15 protein-coding genes are annotated in these 19733 nt (G+C 37.4%); 7 read left to right on the forward strand and 8 right to left on the reverse strand.

Going from position 1 to position 19733, the window contains the following annotated elements; all coding sequences use genetic code 11:
* The 6 genes from egtB to IWB64_RS09895 form a co-directional block, all read right to left on the reverse strand.
* Nucleotides 1-1161 carry an ergothioneine biosynthesis protein EgtB gene (gene egtB / locus IWB64_RS09870; RefSeq protein ID WP_194533848.1) on the reverse strand — a complete coding sequence of 387 codons (1161 nt, stop codon included), beginning with the start codon at nucleotides 1159-1161 and terminating at the stop codon, nucleotides 1-3.
* Nucleotides 1162-1235: 74 nt separating this feature from the next.
* On the reverse strand, nucleotides 1236-2060 hold the full coding sequence (locus IWB64_RS09875; protein ID WP_194533849.1) for a thymidylate synthase: 825 nt from the start codon (nucleotides 2058-2060) through the stop codon (nucleotides 1236-1238).
* Between the two features lie 107 nt (nucleotides 2061-2167).
* On the reverse strand, nucleotides 2168-3616 hold the full coding sequence (locus IWB64_RS09880; protein WP_194533850.1) for a NupC/NupG family nucleoside CNT transporter: 1449 nt from the start codon (nucleotides 3614-3616) through the stop codon (nucleotides 2168-2170).
* Between the two features lie 18 nt (nucleotides 3617-3634).
* Nucleotides 3635-4264 (reverse strand): bifunctional nuclease family protein, encoded by a 630-nt coding sequence (locus IWB64_RS09885; RefSeq protein WP_155597711.1) that lies wholly within the window; start codon nucleotides 4262-4264, stop codon nucleotides 3635-3637.
* An 85-nt stretch (nucleotides 4265-4349) separates the two neighbouring features.
* Complete coding sequence (locus IWB64_RS09890) at nucleotides 4350-5318, reverse strand: electron transfer flavoprotein subunit alpha/FixB family protein (RefSeq protein WP_194533851.1); 969 nt, start codon at nucleotides 5316-5318, stop codon at nucleotides 4350-4352.
* Between the two features lie 107 nt (nucleotides 5319-5425).
* The gene (locus IWB64_RS09895; RefSeq protein ID WP_194533852.1) at nucleotides 5426-6166 is read right to left on the reverse strand and encodes an electron transfer flavoprotein subunit beta/FixA family protein; all 741 of its coding nucleotides are present in this window, start codon (nucleotides 6164-6166) and stop codon (nucleotides 5426-5428) included.
* 174 nt (nucleotides 6167-6340) lie between these two features.
* Between IWB64_RS09895 and IWB64_RS09900 the strand changes: the two genes are divergently transcribed.
* The 4 genes from IWB64_RS09900 to IWB64_RS09915 all read left to right on the forward strand — a co-directional run bounded on the left by IWB64_RS09900 (nucleotide 6341) and on the right by IWB64_RS09915 (nucleotide 13253).
* A complete protein-coding gene (locus tag IWB64_RS09900; RefSeq protein WP_194533853.1) occupies nucleotides 6341-7318 on the forward strand; it encodes a pyruvate dehydrogenase complex E1 component subunit beta in 978 nt (325 codons plus the stop codon).
* A gap of 215 nt (nucleotides 7319-7533) precedes the next feature.
* Nucleotides 7534-10035 (forward strand): DUF5686 family protein, encoded by a 2502-nt coding sequence (locus IWB64_RS09905; RefSeq protein WP_194533854.1) that lies wholly within the window; start codon nucleotides 7534-7536, stop codon nucleotides 10033-10035.
* 206 nt (nucleotides 10036-10241) lie between these two features.
* Nucleotides 10242-10769, forward strand: coding sequence for an inorganic diphosphatase (locus IWB64_RS09910; protein ID WP_194533855.1), 528 nt, complete (start codon nucleotides 10242-10244; stop codon nucleotides 10767-10769).
* Nucleotides 10770-10877: 108 nt separating this feature from the next.
* Nucleotides 10878-13253, forward strand: coding sequence for a sodium-translocating pyrophosphatase (locus IWB64_RS09915; protein ID WP_194533856.1), 2376 nt, complete (start codon nucleotides 10878-10880; stop codon nucleotides 13251-13253).
* 49 nt (nucleotides 13254-13302) lie between these two features.
* Here IWB64_RS09915 and IWB64_RS09920 read toward each other — a convergent pair whose 3' ends face one another.
* Complete coding sequence (locus tag IWB64_RS09920; RefSeq protein WP_194533857.1) at nucleotides 13303-14007, reverse strand: energy transducer TonB; 705 nt, start codon at nucleotides 14005-14007, stop codon at nucleotides 13303-13305.
* A 188-nt stretch (nucleotides 14008-14195) separates the two neighbouring features.
* Between IWB64_RS09920 and IWB64_RS09925 the strand changes: the two genes are divergently transcribed.
* Nucleotides 14196-15203, forward strand: coding sequence for an App1 family protein (locus IWB64_RS09925; RefSeq protein ID WP_194533858.1), 1008 nt, complete (start codon nucleotides 14196-14198; stop codon nucleotides 15201-15203).
* A 7-nt stretch (nucleotides 15204-15210) separates the two neighbouring features.
* On the opposite strand, the gene IWB64_RS09930 is transcribed toward IWB64_RS09925, so the two are convergent.
* Nucleotides 15211-15825 carry a deoxynucleoside kinase gene (locus IWB64_RS09930; protein ID WP_194533859.1) on the reverse strand — a complete coding sequence of 205 codons (615 nt, stop codon included), beginning with the start codon at nucleotides 15823-15825 and terminating at the stop codon, nucleotides 15211-15213.
* A gap of 196 nt (nucleotides 15826-16021) precedes the next feature.
* Between IWB64_RS09930 and IWB64_RS09935 the strand changes: the two genes are divergently transcribed.
* Together IWB64_RS09935 and IWB64_RS09940 are read left to right on the forward strand one after the other, a co-directional pair.
* Nucleotides 16022-16876: a GLPGLI family protein gene (locus tag IWB64_RS09935; protein ID WP_226975849.1), complete on the forward strand. Its 855-nt coding sequence runs from the start codon at nucleotides 16022-16024 to the stop codon at nucleotides 16874-16876.
* A 48-nt stretch (nucleotides 16877-16924) separates the two neighbouring features.
* Nucleotides 16925-19603, forward strand: a complete 2679-nt coding sequence (locus IWB64_RS09940) for a carboxypeptidase-like regulatory domain-containing protein (protein ID WP_194533860.1) — start codon at nucleotides 16925-16927, stop codon at nucleotides 19601-19603.
* Nucleotides 19604-19733 lie beyond the last annotated feature (130 nt).

Consider the following 19733-nt stretch of genomic DNA (forward strand, 5'->3'; position numbering starts at 1 on the left):
TTATTTGGCCAATCGTAATCCAGTGTATTGCCATCTAAGACTAGTTTGAAAGAAATTACGATAGGAAGGTCTTGTATGGCGTATAGGAGTTGCGACAGACCCTCCGCGCAATACTTTCTGATTTACCATAAACTTTCCGTTGTATTCGCCAAGAGCTCCATCCGCTTTTTTATAGAAGGGATAGGGGAGGTAAGCGCTTTCAGTCCATTCCCAACGTTGTCCCCAAGAGAAATTAGTTTGGGCGGCTTCCCACTCAAATTCAGTGGCAAGACGGCATCCTTTCCATTGGGCAAAAGCAAATGCTTCAAAGTATGAAATGTGAGTCACAGGAGCTTCGGGTGTAACTTTTTGAAGTCCGTTTAGCGTGTAATTATGCCAAACTCCATCAATTGAATGCCAATATAATGGAGCAGAAATTTGATTTTGATTCACCCAATCCCAACCTTCAGCGTGCCAGAGGTCAAACTTTTTATAGCCTCCAGCTTCAATAAATTCAATGTATTCTTGATTGGTAATTAAGTTGCTCGAGATTTTAAATGGATGCAAATATACCTTGTGTCTTCCCAATTCATTATCATAACAGAACGCATCAGAGTTATGACCAATTTCATAGATACCTTCATCCATAGAAATCCATTCTTGGGATTCAGTTTTAACGGAATGTTCCGTAAAGCTGTTAGAATAGACAGGAAGTAGCGGATTGTTACCTAGAATAAACTTAATGTCGGTTAAAAGTAATTCTTGGTGCTGCTTCTCATGATGTATGCCTATTTCTAATAGGTCATATAATTCTTGACTTTGTGTTGTAGTGAATAGATTTTTAACGGCTTCAGTTACATGCGTGCGGTATGAATAAACACTTTCTACAGAAGGTCTAGATAGATTGCCTCGATCAGAACGTACCACGCGTTTGCCCACAGTTTCATAATAGCTGTTAAATACAAAGGAGAAATCTTCGTCAAAAATTATATAGTCCTTAAAATGGGGCTTAAGAATGAATTCTTCAAAAAACCAAGTTGTATGTCCTAGATGCCATTTTGGAGGAGAAACGTCTATAATAGGTTGCACTACATAGTCTTCGATTTCTAGAGGTTTACAAATGTTTTCTGTGTGTATACGGGTCTCTAAAAAAAAATCAACAAGGGAATCAGTCAAGGTCATAGCAAATCTAATATCCTATAAATATAAGGATTATAGAAAGTACGCAGTGGACTCAATAGTGTTTTTGGTGAACGCTATACGGCAACAGCTCCTTTAATATGTGGGTGAGGGTTATAATCTTCTAAACTGAAATCCTCAAAACTAAAATCGAAAATATCTTTTATTTTAGGGTTGATAACCATTTTGGGTAGCGGACGAGTTTCACGACTCAATTGCAATTCTACCTGTTCCATGTGGTTATTATAGATGTGGGCATCTCCAAAAGTGTGAATAAATTCACCAGCTTCATAACCACATACTTGTGCCATCATCATAGTGAATAAAGCGTATGAGGCAATATTGAAAGGCACGCCTAAGAAGATATCCGCACTACGTTGGTAAAGTTGACATGAAAGCTTGCCATCGGACACATAGAACTGAAAAAAGGCATGACATGGTGGAAGCGCAGCTTTACCATTGGCGACGTTTTCAGAGAATGATTTTGATGTATCGGGAAGTACGCTTGGGTTCCAAGCGGAAACTAACATACGTCTACTATTAGGGTTGTTTTTTAATGATTCAATAACATCTTTGATCTGGTCAATTTCATCATTGTTCCAGTTACGCCATTGGTGGCCGTAAACAGGACCCAAGTCTCCATTCTCATCTGCCCAGTCGTTCCAGATACGCACACCATTTTCTTGAAGGTATTTAATGTTCGTATCACCTTTCAAAAACCAAAGCAATTCATAAACAATAGACTTCAGGTGTAACTTTTTGGTAGTTACCATAGGAAAACCTTCGCTTAGGTCAAAACGCATTTGATGTCCAAAAACGCTTAAAGTTCCTGTTCCTGTACGGTCTCCTTTTTGGTTTCCGTTATCTAGTACGTGCTTTAGTAAATCGTGGTATTGTTTCATAGTGGGGCAAAAATAGAATTTTGTAGGTAAAAGCTCAAGGTCTACTTGTTGTAGTTATTAGAGATTTATTAACCAAAATAATCTCTGTTGAAATCAAGAGTACTGATTTAACCTAAAATCATACCTGCAATAGTAGCAGATAACAAGGAAGCGATAGAACCACCAAGAACTGCTTTAAGGCCAAATTCGGAAAGGGTTTTGCGTTGGCTAGGAGCTAATGAGCCAATGCCACCAATCTGTATGCCTATGGATGCAAAGTTTGCGAACCCGCAAAGCATATAGGTTGCCATAATTACAGATTTGTTATAGGAAAAACTTGCTCCAGTAGCCATGTCTTTTAGCTCGGCTAATTGGATGTAACCTACAAATTCACTAGCTACAAGCTTGATTCCCAAGAGTTGTCCCATGAGCATAATATCTTCGTTAGCAACGCCAATAAGCCACATTAATGGAGCAAAGACAGTTCCTAGAATGGCCTCCAATGAAAATTTATCGTAAGACGTGTTGAGAGCTACCCATTGGTTAAGGGAAGTCAAATCACCAATCCAATCTAAAATTCCGTTTAACATGGCAATCATAGCCACGAAAACTAGAAGCATGGCCCCAACATTAACAGCTAATCTTAAACCTTCTGTCGTACCATTAGCAATAGCATCCAAGACATTTGAACCTATCTTTTCAGAAGATACGGCCACATCTGTATTTACTGCTTCTGTTTGTGGATATAATATTTTTGAAATTACAATGGCGCCTGGTGCGGCCATAACGGATGCCGCCAAAAGGTGTTTGGCAAATACCAACTGTAATACCTTGTCTTCTCCTCCTAAGAACCCAATGTAGGCAGCTAAAACAGCGCCCGCAACGGTAGCCATTCCGCCTATCATCACTAGAAGAATTTCAGACTTGGTCATTTTTTCCAAGTAAGCTTTAATTAATAACGGTGCTTCGGTCTGTCCTAAAAAGATGTTTCCGGCAACAGATAGACTTTCCGCTCCAGAAATGCCCAGGGTTTTAGAAAGCATCCAAGCTAGAACTCTTACTACCTTTTGGATGATACCCAAATAAAATAGTAAAGAGGTAAGTGCGGAAAAGAAAATAATGGTAGGTAATACCTGAAAGGCAAAAATATAACCGAATGTACCGGTGTCAACCACCAAACCTTCAAATAGAAATTTACTTCCTGCACGGGTAAAACCTAGAATACTGATGAAAACTTCACCAATGGATTCAAATACTCTTTGAATAAATGGAATTTTCAGTACGCCTATAGCAATCACCAATTGCAGTGTAAGGCCAATACCAACGGTTTTCCAGTTGATGGCTCTGCGATTTGAACTGAATAAAAATGAAATGAGTAAAAGTACGGCCATACCTAATATACCGCGACCTAAGCTATTTAAGCTAAAGCCTGCATTAGGTTGTATGTGATTGGTGTTTTGTGAAACTATATCATTTATAGCAGCCGTTTCTGCGGCCGGCACTGCAATCGCTTCTTGTGCTATGGATGGAAAAAAAATAAATAGGGCAAGTAGAACAATCCAAAGGTTGATTTTCATAGGGTACTTGCTTGTTTATCAGTTTCTTTTGGAAATCTCGTCACGTAGCTTAGCCGCTTTTTCGTAATCTTCATTGTTGACGGCTAGGTCTAATTCTTTGTGGAGCTCGTCAATAGAAAGTTCAGTGTAACCATCTGTCGCGCCAGATTCTATTTCTACGGTTTCGCCTTCTTGCAAAATTTCATCAACCACAATACTATCGTCAGTCTCTTCTTTGTCCTTGTCTTTTGACGAAAACTTAAGGAAAATCCCTGCTTTGTCCAAAATGGTCTTATACGTGAAGATTGGAGCATTAAATCGAAGTGCTAATGCAATGGCATCACTCGTTCTAGCATCTATGATCTCTTCAATTTTATCGCGCTCACAAATGATACTAGAGTAAAAAACACCGTCTACCAACTTGTGGATAATGACCTGTTTGATTACAATATCAAAGCGATCCGAAAAGTTTTTGAACAAATCGTGAGTCAAAGGCCTTGGCGGCTTTATTTCTTTCTCAAGTGCAATGGCAATGGACTGCGCTTCAAAAGCACCGATGACAATGGGTAGTTTACGATCGCCTTCCACTTCGTTAAGAATAAGAGCGTAAGCTCCATTCTGTGTTTGGCTATAGGAAATACCTTTTATTTTTAACCTGACTAAGCTCATAGAATCATTAAAATACAAAAGGCTGTTTAAATACGGGCGAACCATACATTTAAACAGCCCTTTAATAAGCGCAAATTAACGAAAATTAAGCGTTTTGCGCTTTAAATTCTTTTAATTTTTCAATGAGTTTAGGTACTACTTCAAAGGCATCGCCTACAATTCCATAGTCTGCAGCCTTGAAAAATGGGGCTTCGGGGTCAGAGTTGATAACTACTTTTGTTTTTGAAGAACTAACTCCTGCCAAATGCTGAATGGCACCTGAGATACCTATTGCTATATAAAGATTAGCCGCAACTGGCTTTCCTGTTTGTCCAACATGTTCTCCGTGAGGTCTCCATCCCATATCGGAAACTGGCTTGGAACAAGCTGTAGCTGCACCAAGAACTTCGGCAAGTTCTTCTATCATTCCCCAGTTTTCAGGTCCTTTTAGACCTCTTCCACCAGAAACTACGATATCTGCATCTGCAATAGTAACTTGACCGGCAACTTTATCTATTTCAATGGACTTCACCGAAAAATCAGCATCACTTAAATCGGCGTTAAAAGCCTCAACTGCTGCAGTTGTTTGATTTTCCTTTAAGCCAAAAGAATTGTTAGAAACACCAATAATCTTAGTTTCCGTGGTAATTTCGGTATGCGCGAAACCTTTGTTACTAAAAGTGGTACGCTTTACGGTAAACGGTGAAGTGCTTTCTGGAGCGGCAACAACGTTTGGTACATAACCAGCTTTTAATTTAGCCGCCAGAATAGGAGCTAAAAATTTACTGTTCGTACTTGAACTTACTATAATTACCTGAATATTTTCATTTTTTGCCGCCTGTGCAATGGTGTTAGCATAGGTAAGAGCATTAAATGTAGCTAATTTGTCATCTGTTACATTCAATACTTTAGAAACGCCATAAGTGCCTAGTTCATCGTTGCTAGTTGTATTAAAAGAAATTGCGGTAACTGATGAACCTAATTGGTCCGCTACTGCTTTGGCATATGATGCCACTTCAAAAGCACTTTTTTTGAGTTTTCCGTTTTCGGATTCTGTATATACTAATACTGACATTTGTGTATTGTTTTATTTTTTAGAGATAAAGCTTAACTGTATATGGTAGTTTCTTGTGATTTGGTTAAAGACCCAGCATCTAGAAAACTGCAACCTATATATAGTACCTAAATTACTTTGGCTTCATTGTGAAGTAATTCTACTAATTCTTCAGCTGAATTAACCAATTTAACGCTTCCTTTGGCTACTGGCTTATCAAATTTAACGTCTTTAGTAGTAACTGTAGCGCCAACAGGCTCTATCACGGTAAGTGTCTTTTTTCTGGCCATCATAATACCACGCATGTTGGGTATTTTAAGGTCGCTCTCTTGTACAAGTCCTTTTTGCCCTCCAATAACTAGGGGAAGTGAAGTTTGTACAGTTTCTTTTCCGCCATCTATTTCTCTTATAGCAGTAGCTGTAGTGCCTTCAACCTCAAGACTAATACAAGTATTTACAAAATTCATTTCTAAAAGAGTGGCCAAAATTCCTGGAACCATTCCTCCGTTATAATCAATACTTTCCCTACCAGCGATAATAAGGTCGTATGCACCGTCTTTAATTACGTTGGCCAATTGCTCGGCAACGAAAAAACCATCTGTTGGAACAGCGTTAATTCTAATGGCTTCATCTGCGCCAATGGCAAGTGCCTTACGCATTGTAGGTTCTACGCTAGCTTCGCCAACTGTAGCGATATGTACTGTAGCTCCTTGCTTTTCTTTAAACCACATGGCACGCGTTAAACCAAACTCATCGTTAGGGTTTATTACGAACTGTACACCATTGGTGTCAAACTTTGTATCGCCATCCGTAAAGTTAATTTTGGAGGTCGTGTCAGGAACATTACTTATGCAAACTAATATTTTCATGTCTATAAAGCTATTTATAATCTAGACGAAGATATGTAATCTTTTTCAAAAATACTATGCATGCATAGTATTTTTTATAACTTATTTTGATTCCTAGAGCCTATTATTTGACATATATTTTCCTATTTTTGCTTGCGTTTTTAACGCACATAATAAAAAGATACTCCATATAATATGAAGACACTACAATTTAGGGAAGCCATCGTTGAGGCGATGTCGGAAGAAATGAGAAAAGACGAGTCAGTTTACCTGATGGGAGAAGAGGTTGCCGAATACAATGGCGCTTATAAAGCTTCTAAAGGAATGCTAGATGAGTTTGGTGCCAAGCGTGTTATAGATACGCCTATTGCAGAATTAGGTTTTGCAGGTATAGGTATAGGATCTACAATGACTGGTTGTCGTCCGATAATAGAGTTTATGACTTTTAACTTTGCTTTGGTGGGTATCGATCAGATCATCAACAATGCAGCTAAAATCCGTCAAATGTCGGGTGGGCAGTTTCCTTGTCCTATTGTTTTTAGAGGTCCTACAGGTTCTGCAGGTCAGTTGGGTGCTACGCACTCACAAGCTTTTGAAAGCTGGTATGCTAACTGTCCAGGGCTAAAAGTTGTTGTTCCTTCCAATCCTGCAGATGCAAAAGGATTGTTGAAAGCGGCTATTCGTGATAACGATCCTGTTATTTTTATGGAGTCCGAGCAGATGTACGGCGATAAAGGTGAAGTACCTGAAGGAGATTATACAATTCCATTAGGTGTTGCAGATATCCGAAGAGAAGGTAGTGATGTTACTATCGTTTCTTTTGGTAAAATAATAAAAGAGGCCGATAAAGCTGCTGATGAACTTCAAAAAGAAGGAATTAGCTGTGAAATTATTGACTTGCGAACCGTTAAGCCATTGGATTACGAAGCAATTTTAAAATCGGTTAAGAAAACAAATCGTTTAGTTATCTTAGAAGAAGCTTGGCCTTTTGGTAATGTTGCCTCTGAAATAACTTTCCATGTACAATCTCATGCTTTTGATTTTTTAGATGCACCTATACAGAAGATAAACACGGCAGATACACCTGCACCGTATTCTCCTGTTTTGTTGGCGGAATGGTTACCAAATCATACAGATGTGGTTAACGCTGTTAAGAAAGTGATGTACAAATAGGTATATCAAATTTGTAAAGATACTTTTGCTTCGCCGACTTAGTGTCGGCGAAGCATTTTTTTTAGTAGTTCGGTTCAATGTTTTTGGCTTAGATACATATTACTAGCAAGAAAATAGAAGCGAGCTTTAATTTTTATGTAAAAACAAACCAAGAATTACAATAAAATCTGTTCTGGTACATTATTTGTTTATATGGTACAGAGAAAATTTCTTAGATGAAAAACCTTCTATTATTTGTTGTACTGCTTTTTTCTTTGGTTGCCAGCGCGCAAACCAAAGTAGGTGGTATTGTTATTGACGAAGATAACCAGCCGGTAGCTTTTGCCAATGTACTTTTTAAAGGTTCTTATGAAGGTACTATTACCGATGATAATGGTAACTTTTATATGGAGTCAGAAGATGACCACCCCATCCTTCTTATTTCTTTTATAGGGTACGAGAGTGTAGAAATTCCGCTAACTACAAAAGTGACCTATAAGATGAAGGTCGTAATGAAGGAGTCCTCTCAACAGTTAGATGAGGTAGTTCTTGTTGGAGGAAAGCAGTCTAAGAAAAATAATCCTGCAGTAGATATACTGAGAAAAATATGGGCAAAAAAACGGGAGAACGGTCTACGGAAGTTTAACCAATATGCTTTTGAGAAGTATGAGAAGGTAGAATTTGACCTGAATACTATTGATAGCGCCCTAATGAAGAAAAAGATATTTAAGGGTCTTGAGTTTGTCTTTAAGGATTTAGATACTTCACGTATTACAGGAAAAACCTATTTACCAATATTTTTGAACGAAACGTTCTCTAAAGTCTACGGAGATAATCGCCTTAATGAAGAGAAAGAAGAGATTCTAGGTAATAAAAACTCTGGTTTTGATAACAATCAATCAATAATTGCTTTTGTTGCGGATCTGTATCAAGAGTATGATATCTATGATAATTACCTGAAGTTTTTTGATAAAAGTTTTACCAGTCCTTTGTCAAGAACAGGGGTTGACGTTTATAACTATGCCCTGCGCGATAGTGCGTTTATTGAGGATAAGTGGTGTTACAACATTGTCTATTACCCAAGAAGAAAGAACGAACTTACTTTTAAAGGTGATTTCTGGGTGAACGATTCTACATACGCTGTAAAGAACATCAATTTAGAAGTGACCAAAAGTGCCAACATCAACTGGGTCAAAGAAATATATATTGAGCAAGATTTTGAAGTAGTTAATGATTCTGTGTTTCTTTTGAAGCGGGATTATATGATGAGTGATTTTAGTTTTCAGAAGAAGGAAGAATCAAGAGGTATGTATGGTAAGCGTACTACCGTTTTTGATAATTATACTTTTGATCAAAAGAAACCAAAAGAATTTTACAAGACAGAGAGTAACCCTTATGACACCGCGGTCTTAAATCGTGATAGTACTTTTTGGGAGAATAGTAGGTTGGAGAGTTTAAATAAGGATGAAAAAGGAATTTATCAGTTATTGGATACCTTAAAGACCGTACCAAAATTTAGGTCATACTACAATTTGGTCAGTATTTTGGGTAGTGGTTATGTTGAAATTGATAAGTGGAACATGGACATTGGTTCCGTATATGATGTTTTTGGTTATAATCAAGCCGAAGGGCCACGTTTTCGCATAGGTGCGCGTTCCTATTTTGGAGAAAATGACCTTTGGCGTGTCGAAGGGTATACCGCTTATGGTTTCACCGATAAAAAATTTAAGCACGGTATGTCCGGTAAAATATTACTTGACAAAAAGAGCAGACTTATTGTTTCAGGTGGTAACCGGAGAGATATTGAGCAGCTAGGAGTGAGTCTTACAGCTACGAATGACGTCCTCGGTAGAAGTATAGCGTCGTCTTCATTGGTGACTGTAGGGGCTAATAATAGGCTAACGAATATTAACCTGAGCAAATTCAATATAGAAATTGAACCGGTAACTAACCTTAGGCTTGGGATAGGAGGAACGTTTAGAAAGTTAAGCTCGGCCTTACCGGATGATTTTAGTCTAGATTATGTAGATGCAGATTCTCCAACGGGAATCTCGTCAGAGATAAACCAGTTCGATTTTAATGCATTGGTAGTTTATACGCCTGGCAAAAGAACTATAGGTTATGGCGTGGAACGTAAGGGAATGAACGAAGATTACAGTACGTTACTATTGAGCTATACGAAAGGTGTAGATGTAGTTTTTGATAGTGATTTTAGCTATAGCAAATTGCAGTTTTCTTATAGTCAGCCTTGGCAAATAGGTGGTTTTGGTAGATTGTTCTCAACTTTAGAAATGGGTAAAACCTTTAATACAGTGCCTTTGGGACTATTAAATGTAGTGCCAGGTAACCAGACATTCTTTTCAAACTATGGAACATTTCCTAATCTTGATTTCTATGAGTTTGTTACCGATACTTATGTTGCATTACACTTACAGCATAATTTTAACGGCCGTATTTTTTCGCGAATTCCTTTGTTAAGAAAGCTTAATCTGCGTGAAATTATAGGACTTAGGGGAGTCTGGGGAGATTTGTCTGATGAAAACAAAGCTTTGAGCTTACCAGCTACAATAAATACACCATTACAGGCGCCATCTGAAAAAATCTACTATGAGTATTCGTTAGGGATTGGTAACATTTTTAAGATTCTTAGAATAGATTTTAACTTTAGAGGTAATTATTTAGATGCTCCAGATGCTCGTCCTTTCAGTATTACAGGAACGTTCGGATTTGACTTCTAACAAAGTACTTTAATTGAATGAATAAGTGTATTTTGTTCATTTGTAGTTGTTTACGTTTTTCAACTTTTAAATGTCTAGTGCTGTAAACAACTCTCCAATAATTTGTTCATTCTGATTTTTTACTGCAAAAACAGATGTTTTTTTGTATTTCTGGGTTGACACGTATGCATTTTTGTACCTTAGCGGTTGTAAAATAAACCTAAAAAATGGGAAAAAAAGCTGATATAACTTTTGATGTTTTAATAGAGATTCCAAAAGGAAGTAGAAATAAATACGAATACGACTTTACATTACATAAAATACGTTTTGACCGTATGCTTTTTTCGTCAATGATGTATCCTGGTGATTATGGTTTCATTCCTGAGACTTTAGCGCTGGACAAAGATCCACTGGATGTTTTGGTAATGGGAGCAGAGCCAACGTATCCTATGGTAGTAATGGAAGTAAGACCAATTGGTGTCTTTCATATGACCGATGAAAAAGGGCCGGATGAAAAAATTATCTGTGTACCGGTTTCAGATCCAATATGGAGTAACAATTACGACATTAGTGATTTGAATCCTCACCGTTTAAAGGAAATCGAGCATTTCTTTAAAGTCTATAAAGATTTAGAAAAGAAGAAAGTTGATACCGGTGGATGGGGTGATGCTGAAGAAGCCGTTAAAATCTATCATGAATGCGTAGAACGTTATGATAATAGCGAATTTAAAAAGACACGTACTTTTACGATATAAATAATAATTACTCTTTAAAAAGCCTTTTTTAGCAATAAAAAAGGCTTTTTTTTATAAGATCAATTTCATTACTTTAGTTGTCATTAGAAACCTTAAACAACAACTAAAATGGAATTAGTAGTGAAATTTTTGCCCGTATTTGGAATACTGGCCCTGGTATTCGTTTTCGTCAAGGACTTGTGGGTAACCAAACAAGAAGTTGGTGACGAAAAAATGGCTAGGATAGCAAAGAATATTGCCGATGGTGCAATGTCTTTCTTAAAAGCCGAATACAAAATTCTTGCAATTTTTGTGGTAGCAGTAGCTATACTTCTGTTTTTCAAAGGAAGTAACGAAGAAGGTTCTCACGGTATGGTAGCCCTATCCTTTATTGTAGGCGCAATCTGTTCAGCTTTAGCAGGGTTCATAGGAATGAAAGTTGCTACAAAAGCAAACGTTAGAACAACCCAAGCTGCTAAAACCTCTTTAGGTAAAGCTTTGGAAGTTGCTTTTGCCGGTGGTGCCGTAATGGGACTAGGTGTTGTTGGACTTGGAGTTTTAGGACTTAGTCTTTTGTTCATGTTCTATCAATCTATGTGGCCTGGTGCTGAAAATCTAAGTTTAGTACTTAATGTTCTTTCAGGTTTCTCTTTAGGAGCATCTTCAATTGCACTTTTCGCTAGAGTAGGTGGTGGTATTTATACCAAAGCAGCGGATGTTGGAGCAGATTTAGTAGGTAAGGTTGAAGCGGGTATTCCTGAGGATCATCCTTTAAACCCTGCTACAATTGCTGATAACGTTGGTGATAATGTTGGTGATGTTGCCGGTATGGGTGCCGATTTATTTGAATCGTACGTAGGTTCTATTATAGGTACCATGGTATTGGGTGCATTTATTATTACTCCGGATTTTGCAGGTTTAGGTGCAGTATATCTTCCATTGGTGTTAGCGGCTGTTGGTATCTTAATGTCTATCATAGGTACTTTCTTTGTGAAAGTTAAAGATGGTGGAAACCCGCAAACTGCTTTGAATATTGGTGAATTTGGTTCTGCCGGTCTAATGGTAGTGGCTTCATATTTTATTATTACTTCTTTAATTCCAGAATCTATTGATGGTTTGCCAATGGGTGCAATGGGTATATTCTATGCAACTCTTGCTGGTCTTATTGCTGGTTTAGGTGTAGGTAAGATTACAGAATACTATACAGGTACAGGTTCAAAACCGGTTAATTCTATTGTTGCTCAATCAGAAACTGGTGCGGCAACAAATATTATAGCAGGTTTAGGTGTGGGTATGATGTCTACGATGATTCCTATTTTATTAATTGCAGCTGCAATTATAGTATCGCATCATTTTGCAGGTTTATATGGTATCGCAATTGCTGCAGTAGGTATGTTGGCAAATACAGGTATTCAATTGGCTGTTGATGCTTACGGCCCAATATCTGATAATGCTGGTGGTATTGCAGAGATGGCAGAACTTCCTAAGGAAGTTAGAGAGCGTACAGATAAATTAGATGCCGTAGGTAACACTACAGCAGCTATTGGTAAAGGTTTTGCAATTGCCTCTGCTGCGTTAACCGCTTTAGCTTTATTTTCTGCTTTTATGAAAGTGGCCAATGTAACCTCTATAGATGTGTCTCAGCCAAAAATTATGGCTGGTCTTTTGGTAGGAGGAATGCTTCCTTTTGTTTTTTCTGCTTTGTCAATGAATGCGGTGGGTCGTGCTGCAATGGCAATGATCGAAGAAGTAAGACGCCAATTTAGAGATATTCCTCAGTTAAAAGCCGCATTACAGGTAATGCGAGAGGTAGATTCAGATATGTCAAAAGCGACACCAGAACAACGTGCTATTTTTGACGCAGCAGATGGGTATGCGGAATATGACAAGTGTGTTGATATTTCTACAAAAGCATCTATTAGAGAAATGGTTTTACCAGGTCTGTTGGCTATTGTTGTTCCAGTAGCTGTTGGTTTTATTGGTGGTGCTGAAATGTTAGGTGGCCTCTTGGCTGGTGTAACAACTTGTGGTGTGCTAATGGCAATCTTCCAGTCTAATGCTGGTGGTGCTTGGGATAACGCTAAGAAGATGATTGAGTCTGATGGTCGTAAAGGTACGGATGCACACAAAGCAGCCGTTGTAGGTGATACGGTGGGTGATCCATTTAAAGATACTTCGGGGCCTTCTTTAAATATTCTTTTAAAATTGATGTCGGTTGTGGCTTTGGTTATTGCGCCAAGTATTGCAATGGAAGCTACTGGCATGGCCGGTGTAGATAATAACAAAGAGATTAGGATTGAAATGAATGATCTTGACTCACAAATGGCCGAGGCAACAATTGCATATACTACAGTTGTTAACGGTGAAAAATTATCTCAGGAGAAAATTTTAAAAGGAACTCAATCAGATGTAAAAAGTCAATTGATGGCTTTTGAGGAAAGCGTTGAATTGAACAAAGGAAAAGACACCGAAATCACTGTTGAAAACGTTGATATTCGAAAATAACTTAGCCTAATATATATGAAAAGGGACCATGAAAATGGTCCCTTTTTATTTATTGAAGTCTAAAGTTTATAGGGATGCTAAAAGGTACTCTCACTGGGGTTCCTCTCTGTTTTCCAGGTTCCATTTGAGGTAGTTTATCTATTATTCTTTTGGCTTCTTTTTCAAGGCTTTTGTCCGGTCCTCGCAATTGTAAATTGCCAATGCTTCCGTCTTTTTGTATAACAAACATAATATTCACCCTGCCTTGTATGCCCATTTCTTGTGCAGATTCAGGATATCTAAAGTTTTTTGCAATGTGTTTGTTCATCATTGTTTGGAAACATGCTCTTTTGTTCTGTTTATTTTCGCATCCGGGAAAAACCGGTACATCTTCAATAACCATAAAGGACATCTCTTCTGGCTCATCGGTATCCATTACTTCAATATCTGAGACCTCTAAGATTTTTTCTTCTTGGTCTGTTTCGGAAGATTCAATTACGTCTTCTATTTCTTCGTCTTCATCATCAATTATCTCAATAATAGGTGGCGCCTGAATTTGTTTAGGAGGAGGTGGTGTTTTGAACTCTACCAAAATGGGTAGCTCTTCAGTTAACTCATCCTTAATATTCATAGAAATATCATAGTCATAGGAATGATCATAGGTTTTCCATTCAAATGCTGCTAGGGTTAACATAAGTACAAATAGCAGCCCAAATAGAAAATATATGGGTCGGTTGCGGTTCAGGTCCTTTTGTGGATTTTTCTTTGGCTTCATTTTTTTGAATTTTAGCGTCTATCTGCAGAATAGATTTGGTTAAACATACTTAAACTTACTGCTGAACTCTTTTCTAAAAAACCACCATTGAGGGAAACCTGCCTTTGGTTGCGTGAACGTTACTTTTGAGCACTTGTAGTTTTTTATTAGGTCCAGTCTAAGTACTATATTTAAGTATATTTGATGCTATGGGTTTATTCGGGAAGAAAGACAAGTTGCAGATTATCGCTTTTCAGAGTTATGGTACGGATTCGCACTTTTATGCGCGCGGCCGAGCTTTGGAGGACGAAGAAATAGATTTGTCCCAAAAAGGTTTTTTTAATTTGATTTGGAACAGTTACAAACGATTTGAAACCGATGAAATTAGAAATACCTCCGTGAAGGTAAAACTATCAGATGGTAGAACATTATCGGGTAAAACCGATAAGAGGGGATATTATGTTTTTGATGAATACCTAGAGAATTTAGGTCAACTTACTAATCAAGAAGGGTGGTTAAACTATGAAATTGCATATGATGATAGTGCTTTGCGTAGAGAAATACTTCATCAAAACCGCTTTCCAGGTGAGGTTTTAATTCCTTCTAAAAATGCAGAATTTGGAGTTATAAGTGATATAGATGATACCATTTTACATACGGGTGTGGTATCTTCTTTAAAGTGGCGCGTGGTGGTGAATACCATTTTTAAACGCGCAAGTAAGCGTACACCACTTAAGGGTGCGGCAGAGTTTTATAGTTTGTTGCACAGAGGAAAGTCAGGGGAAGCTGCCAATCCAATCTTTTACGTAAGCCATAGTCCATGGAACTTATACCGTTATCTAGAGCTTTTTCTTCAAGAGAACGATTTTCCAAAAGGCCCTATTCTTTTACGAAATTTTCCAAGATTGGGAAGTGGTAAATCAAGAGCGGAAAAACCTCAAAAACAAAAGGAAATACTCAATATCTTAACAACCTATCCCAATCTAAAGTTCATCTTAATAGGAGATAGTGGTGAGCACGACGCAGATATTTACAAAGAAATAGCAGAGCTGTACCCTAACCAAGTCAGCGCAATTTATTTAAGAAGTGTAGCTCATAAAAGAAAAATGGAGCGTGTAGGCGGACTGTTTAAAAGTTACAAAACAACACCAGTGTTATTGGTGGAAAGTAGTGAACAGGCCATTGCCCATGCTAAAGAAAATGGTTTTATAAAGTGATTTTTGCCTAGAACAAGCCGTTAATCTCTGCATCAATCTTATTGATAATTGTACCTAAATCTTCCGGTTCATCAACAAAATCTAGATTGTCTACATCAATAATAAGAAGATTTCCTTTTGTGTACCCATGAATCCATGCTTCGTACCGTTCGTTAAGCCTGCTTAAGTAGTCTATAGAAATACTGTTCTCATACTCACGGCCTCTTTTGTGTATTTGCTTAACTAAATTAGGAATAGAGCTTCGCAAATAAATAAGAAGATCAGGAGGTTGAACAAGGCTTTCCATTAACTCAAAAAGGCTTTGGTAATTAGTGAAATCCCTATTGGTCATAAGGCCCATGGCATGCAAGTTGGGTGCGAAAATATAGGCATCTTCGTAAATGGTCCTATCTTGTATGATATCCTTGCCACTTTCCCTTATTTGAAGGATTTGACGGAACCTTGTGTTCAAAAAGTAGATTTGAAGATTAAAACTCCAACGTTCCATTTGATTATAAAAATCATCAAGATACGGGTTATCTACAACCTCTTCAAAATTGGCTTCCCAGTTATAATGTTTTGCTAATAATCTAGTTAAGGTGGTTTTTCCCGCGCCGATATTTCCGGCAACTGCTATGTGCATAGAGCTAAATTAATTAATGGTTGTGTTGTTGTTTTCAGAACAATTAGAAGGTACAAGATACGAGATAACTGTATGAAGAAAAAAAATATTTCTAGCACGGAGGAAAAAATGTTTAAAGACGCGTTTATTTTCTTTTGCTAGGTGGATTAAACCAAATGTATTTTTCACAGTCTTAAAATCAATCTAACAAACTATTATGATGAAAGATAAGTGGTCTATAGGTTTAATTGTTGTTTTACTATGCGCTAGTTCGTATGCGCAAGATTTTCAAGGGAAAGCAACGTACCAGAGTAAAACACAGGTAAATATGGATTTTGGTGGCAGAAAAATACCGGAAGACCGTAAGAAAGAGATAATGGAGCGGATGAAAAAGGCCAATGAAAAAACCTTTGAACTAACTTTCAATCAGACAGAATCTATATACGAGGAAGAAGAACAGTTAGAGCAACCGGGAGGAAGAGAAGGCGGTAGAGGACCACGTTTTGGTGCTATGATGGCTTCCGGAGGCGATTTGTACAAGGATATTAAAAGCCAGAGATATTTAATCAAAAACGAGCTTTTGGGTAAAATTTTTCTAGTTGATGATGAACTGGAAAAACTAGATTGGAAATTAGAAAGTGACACCAAACAGATAGGGAATTATACGGCTTTCAAGGCTACGGCTGTAAAGACTATAAAACGTCCTAACATGAGAGCTGTTTTTCGACGTCCAAGTGATTTGGAGAAGAAAGAAGGCGAGAAAAAAGAAGAGGAATTTATTATAAAGGAAGTTGAGATTGTAGCATGGTATACTCCAGAGATACCTGTTAACCAAGGTCCTTCTTCCTATTGGGGACTTCCTGGGCTAATACTCGCTGTAAGTGATGATATCACAACCATAGTGTGCTCGGAAATTACTTTAAACCCATCTGAGAAAATAGAAATCAAAGCACCAAGCAAAGGAAAAAAAGTCACTCAGGCAGAATATGACGAAATCTCGCAGGAGAAGATGAAAGAGATGCGCGAAAACTTTAGAAATAGACGTGGACGAGGAGACGGCCGGCCTCAATAATATGCCTTATTTAAAAACTAATATCAAGTTGCATCTAACAAATTTGTAATGAGGAATACTTTATTGTTTGTTTTTTTCCTTTCCATGGTAACAATGGGTGTTGCTCAAGAGATTTCATTGACCGGTACGGTGAAGGACAGTCTGGATGTGGGTGTGGATATGGCTAACGTTATTGCCATAAATACAGAAACAAAGGGGTTGGAATCGTATGGTATTACCAACCATGCTGGTCTATACAAATTAAAGCTAAAACCTGGATTTCAATACACAGTAAAGGTTAGTTACTTGGGTTTTAAGACCGAGTCATTTACGTTTACCGCAACAGATGCTGATGCCGTTAAGGATATTGTCATGCAGGAACAAGCAAGCCAATTAGATGAGGTAGAGGTTACTTATGAAATGCCCGTCTCTGTAAAAGGCGATACTATTGTGTATGATACGGATGCTTTTGTTTCCGGTACCGAAAAAAAGTTGAAAGATGTTCTTGAGAATCTTCCAGGTATAGAGATAAACGATGATGGCCAGATAGAGGTAGAAGGGAAGACCGTTAGCAAGGTTATGGTAGAAGGGAAAGATTTTTTTGATGGCGATACAAAGTTAGCCGTTGAAAATATTCCGGCGAACGCCTTAAGTAAAGTTGAGGTTCTTAGAAATTTCAACGAGGTTTCTCAAATGAAAGGCCTTACTAATGATGATGATAATGTGGCCTTGAACATTAGGCTGAAAGAAGGGAAAAAGAATTTTTGGTTTGGAGAGTTAACGGCGGGCTTTGGTCCTGATGATAGATATCTAGCACACCCTAAACTTTTCTATTACAGTCCCAAATACAGCATTAATATTATTACCGATTTAAACAATCTAGGCGAAGTTCCTTTTACCCGGAATGACTATAGAAATTTTACCGGTGGTTTTAGAAATATAAACTCAAGGGGAGGTAGTTCAATAACAACCGGCGCTGATGGATTAGGTCTTTCTACGGCACAGAACAATAGAGCTAATGACATAGATACCAAGTTTGCTGCGGCCAACTTTAGTTATGCTCCAACGGAGACTCTAGACTTAAGTGGTTTTGGGATTTATTCCTATACGGGAACCTTAATGAAATCTCAGAGAAATACTACCTATATCGCCAGCAATGATGTAGAAAATGCCACAACAAATACCGATCAGACGGTACACCTTGGGTTAGCAAAATTTAGTGCTAGATATAAATCTAATGCTAATTTTCAATTAGATTATGACGCGCTTTTAAAGCAATCCGATGATAATGAAGAGGTAGACGTACTTTCCATATCCAATATTACTGACGAGATCTCCGAAGTTAAAAAGCAAAGACCTTTAGCGGTGAATCAGAATCTTAACCTTTACTATACATTAAACGAAAAGAACATTTTTGCGGTAGAGGCACAGCATTTGTATCAAGATGAAGACCCTTTTTACGAAGCAATTCGAAGTGAATTTGCCTTCGCTGATATTTTCCCGGTTGATGAAAATCAAAACCTATATAATATAAATCAATCTAAAAATGTAATCACTAATAAGGTAGATGCAAAGGTTGATTATTACCGTGTGCTTGGCTCAAAGAGTAACCTTAATCTTACATTAGGTACAACTCAGAGTCATCAAAATTTTAATTCTAACATTTTTCAAATTTTAGATAATGAAGATACACTGGATATGACTGACGATGAGTTTGGTAATGACGTAACTTTTAATGTTTCAGACTTGTATTTGGGACTTCATTATAAAGTTATCGCGGGAATTTTTACTTTCAATCCAGGTGTTACACTTCATCAATTCAATGTTAAGAATGAGCAATTAGGAACTGTAGTAGAGGATAATCTCACCTCTCTATTACCCGACCTTTATATTAATGCCCAGTTGAAAAAATCAGAAAATATACGTTTCAATTACCGGGTAACAAGGTCCTTTACAGATGTTAGTAATTTTGCGCAAGGGTATGTTCTTAATAATTATAATTCGCTTTATAGTGGCAACAGGGACTTAGAAAGTGCGCTTAATCACAATCTATCGTTGAATTTCTTTAGTTTCAATATGTTCAATTTAACCAATATTTTTGCTAATGTAGCCTATACCAAACGAATAGATGCGCTAAAAAGTAGCGCAGATATTATTGGTATTAATAGGGTGAGTACAACTATCAATTCCAATTTTGAAGATGAATCATTATCCGCAAGCGGGAATTATGAACGTACATTTGGCAAGATAAAAGGTTCCGTAAGAGGGAATGTGTCATGGTCTACAACCAATAATTTAATAGATAATCAACAACGTACATCCAATTCTTTTACGCAGAACTATACAGGCGCATTGTCTACTAATTTCAAAAATGCACCCAATTTAGAATTGGGGTATAGGTACACCGTAAACAATTATGAAAACGGAAATTTAGAGACTACATATTTTACAAGTAGGCCTTATGCTAGGTTTGATGCCACTTTTCTGAAGAATTTTATTTTTAATATTGATTATGACTATTATAATTATACAGACAAGGAAGATACCATAGCCAATACCTATAGTTTTTTGGAATCCAATATTACCTATCAGAAAAAAGATAGCCATTGGGAGTATGGTCTTAAAGGCACCAACCTTCTAAATACCACAACATTGAATAGAGATAGCACCAATGATTTATTTTTTACTACAGAAACCTATTTTGTACAGCCTCGCTACATACTTTTCTCTGTAAAATATGACCTATAATCCATAATAAACAAGGGGCTTAAATATGATATTTATTAATTGAGGTAATAAATAACACGATATTAATATATTCAACTAAACATTTTTTATACTTTTGCGTCCTAGTTATAAATAAAGAGGAGGGATTTGA

This window comes from Zobellia nedashkovskayae (assembly GCF_015330125.1).
Lineage (GTDB): Bacteria > Bacteroidota > Bacteroidia > Flavobacteriales > Flavobacteriaceae > Zobellia > Zobellia nedashkovskayae.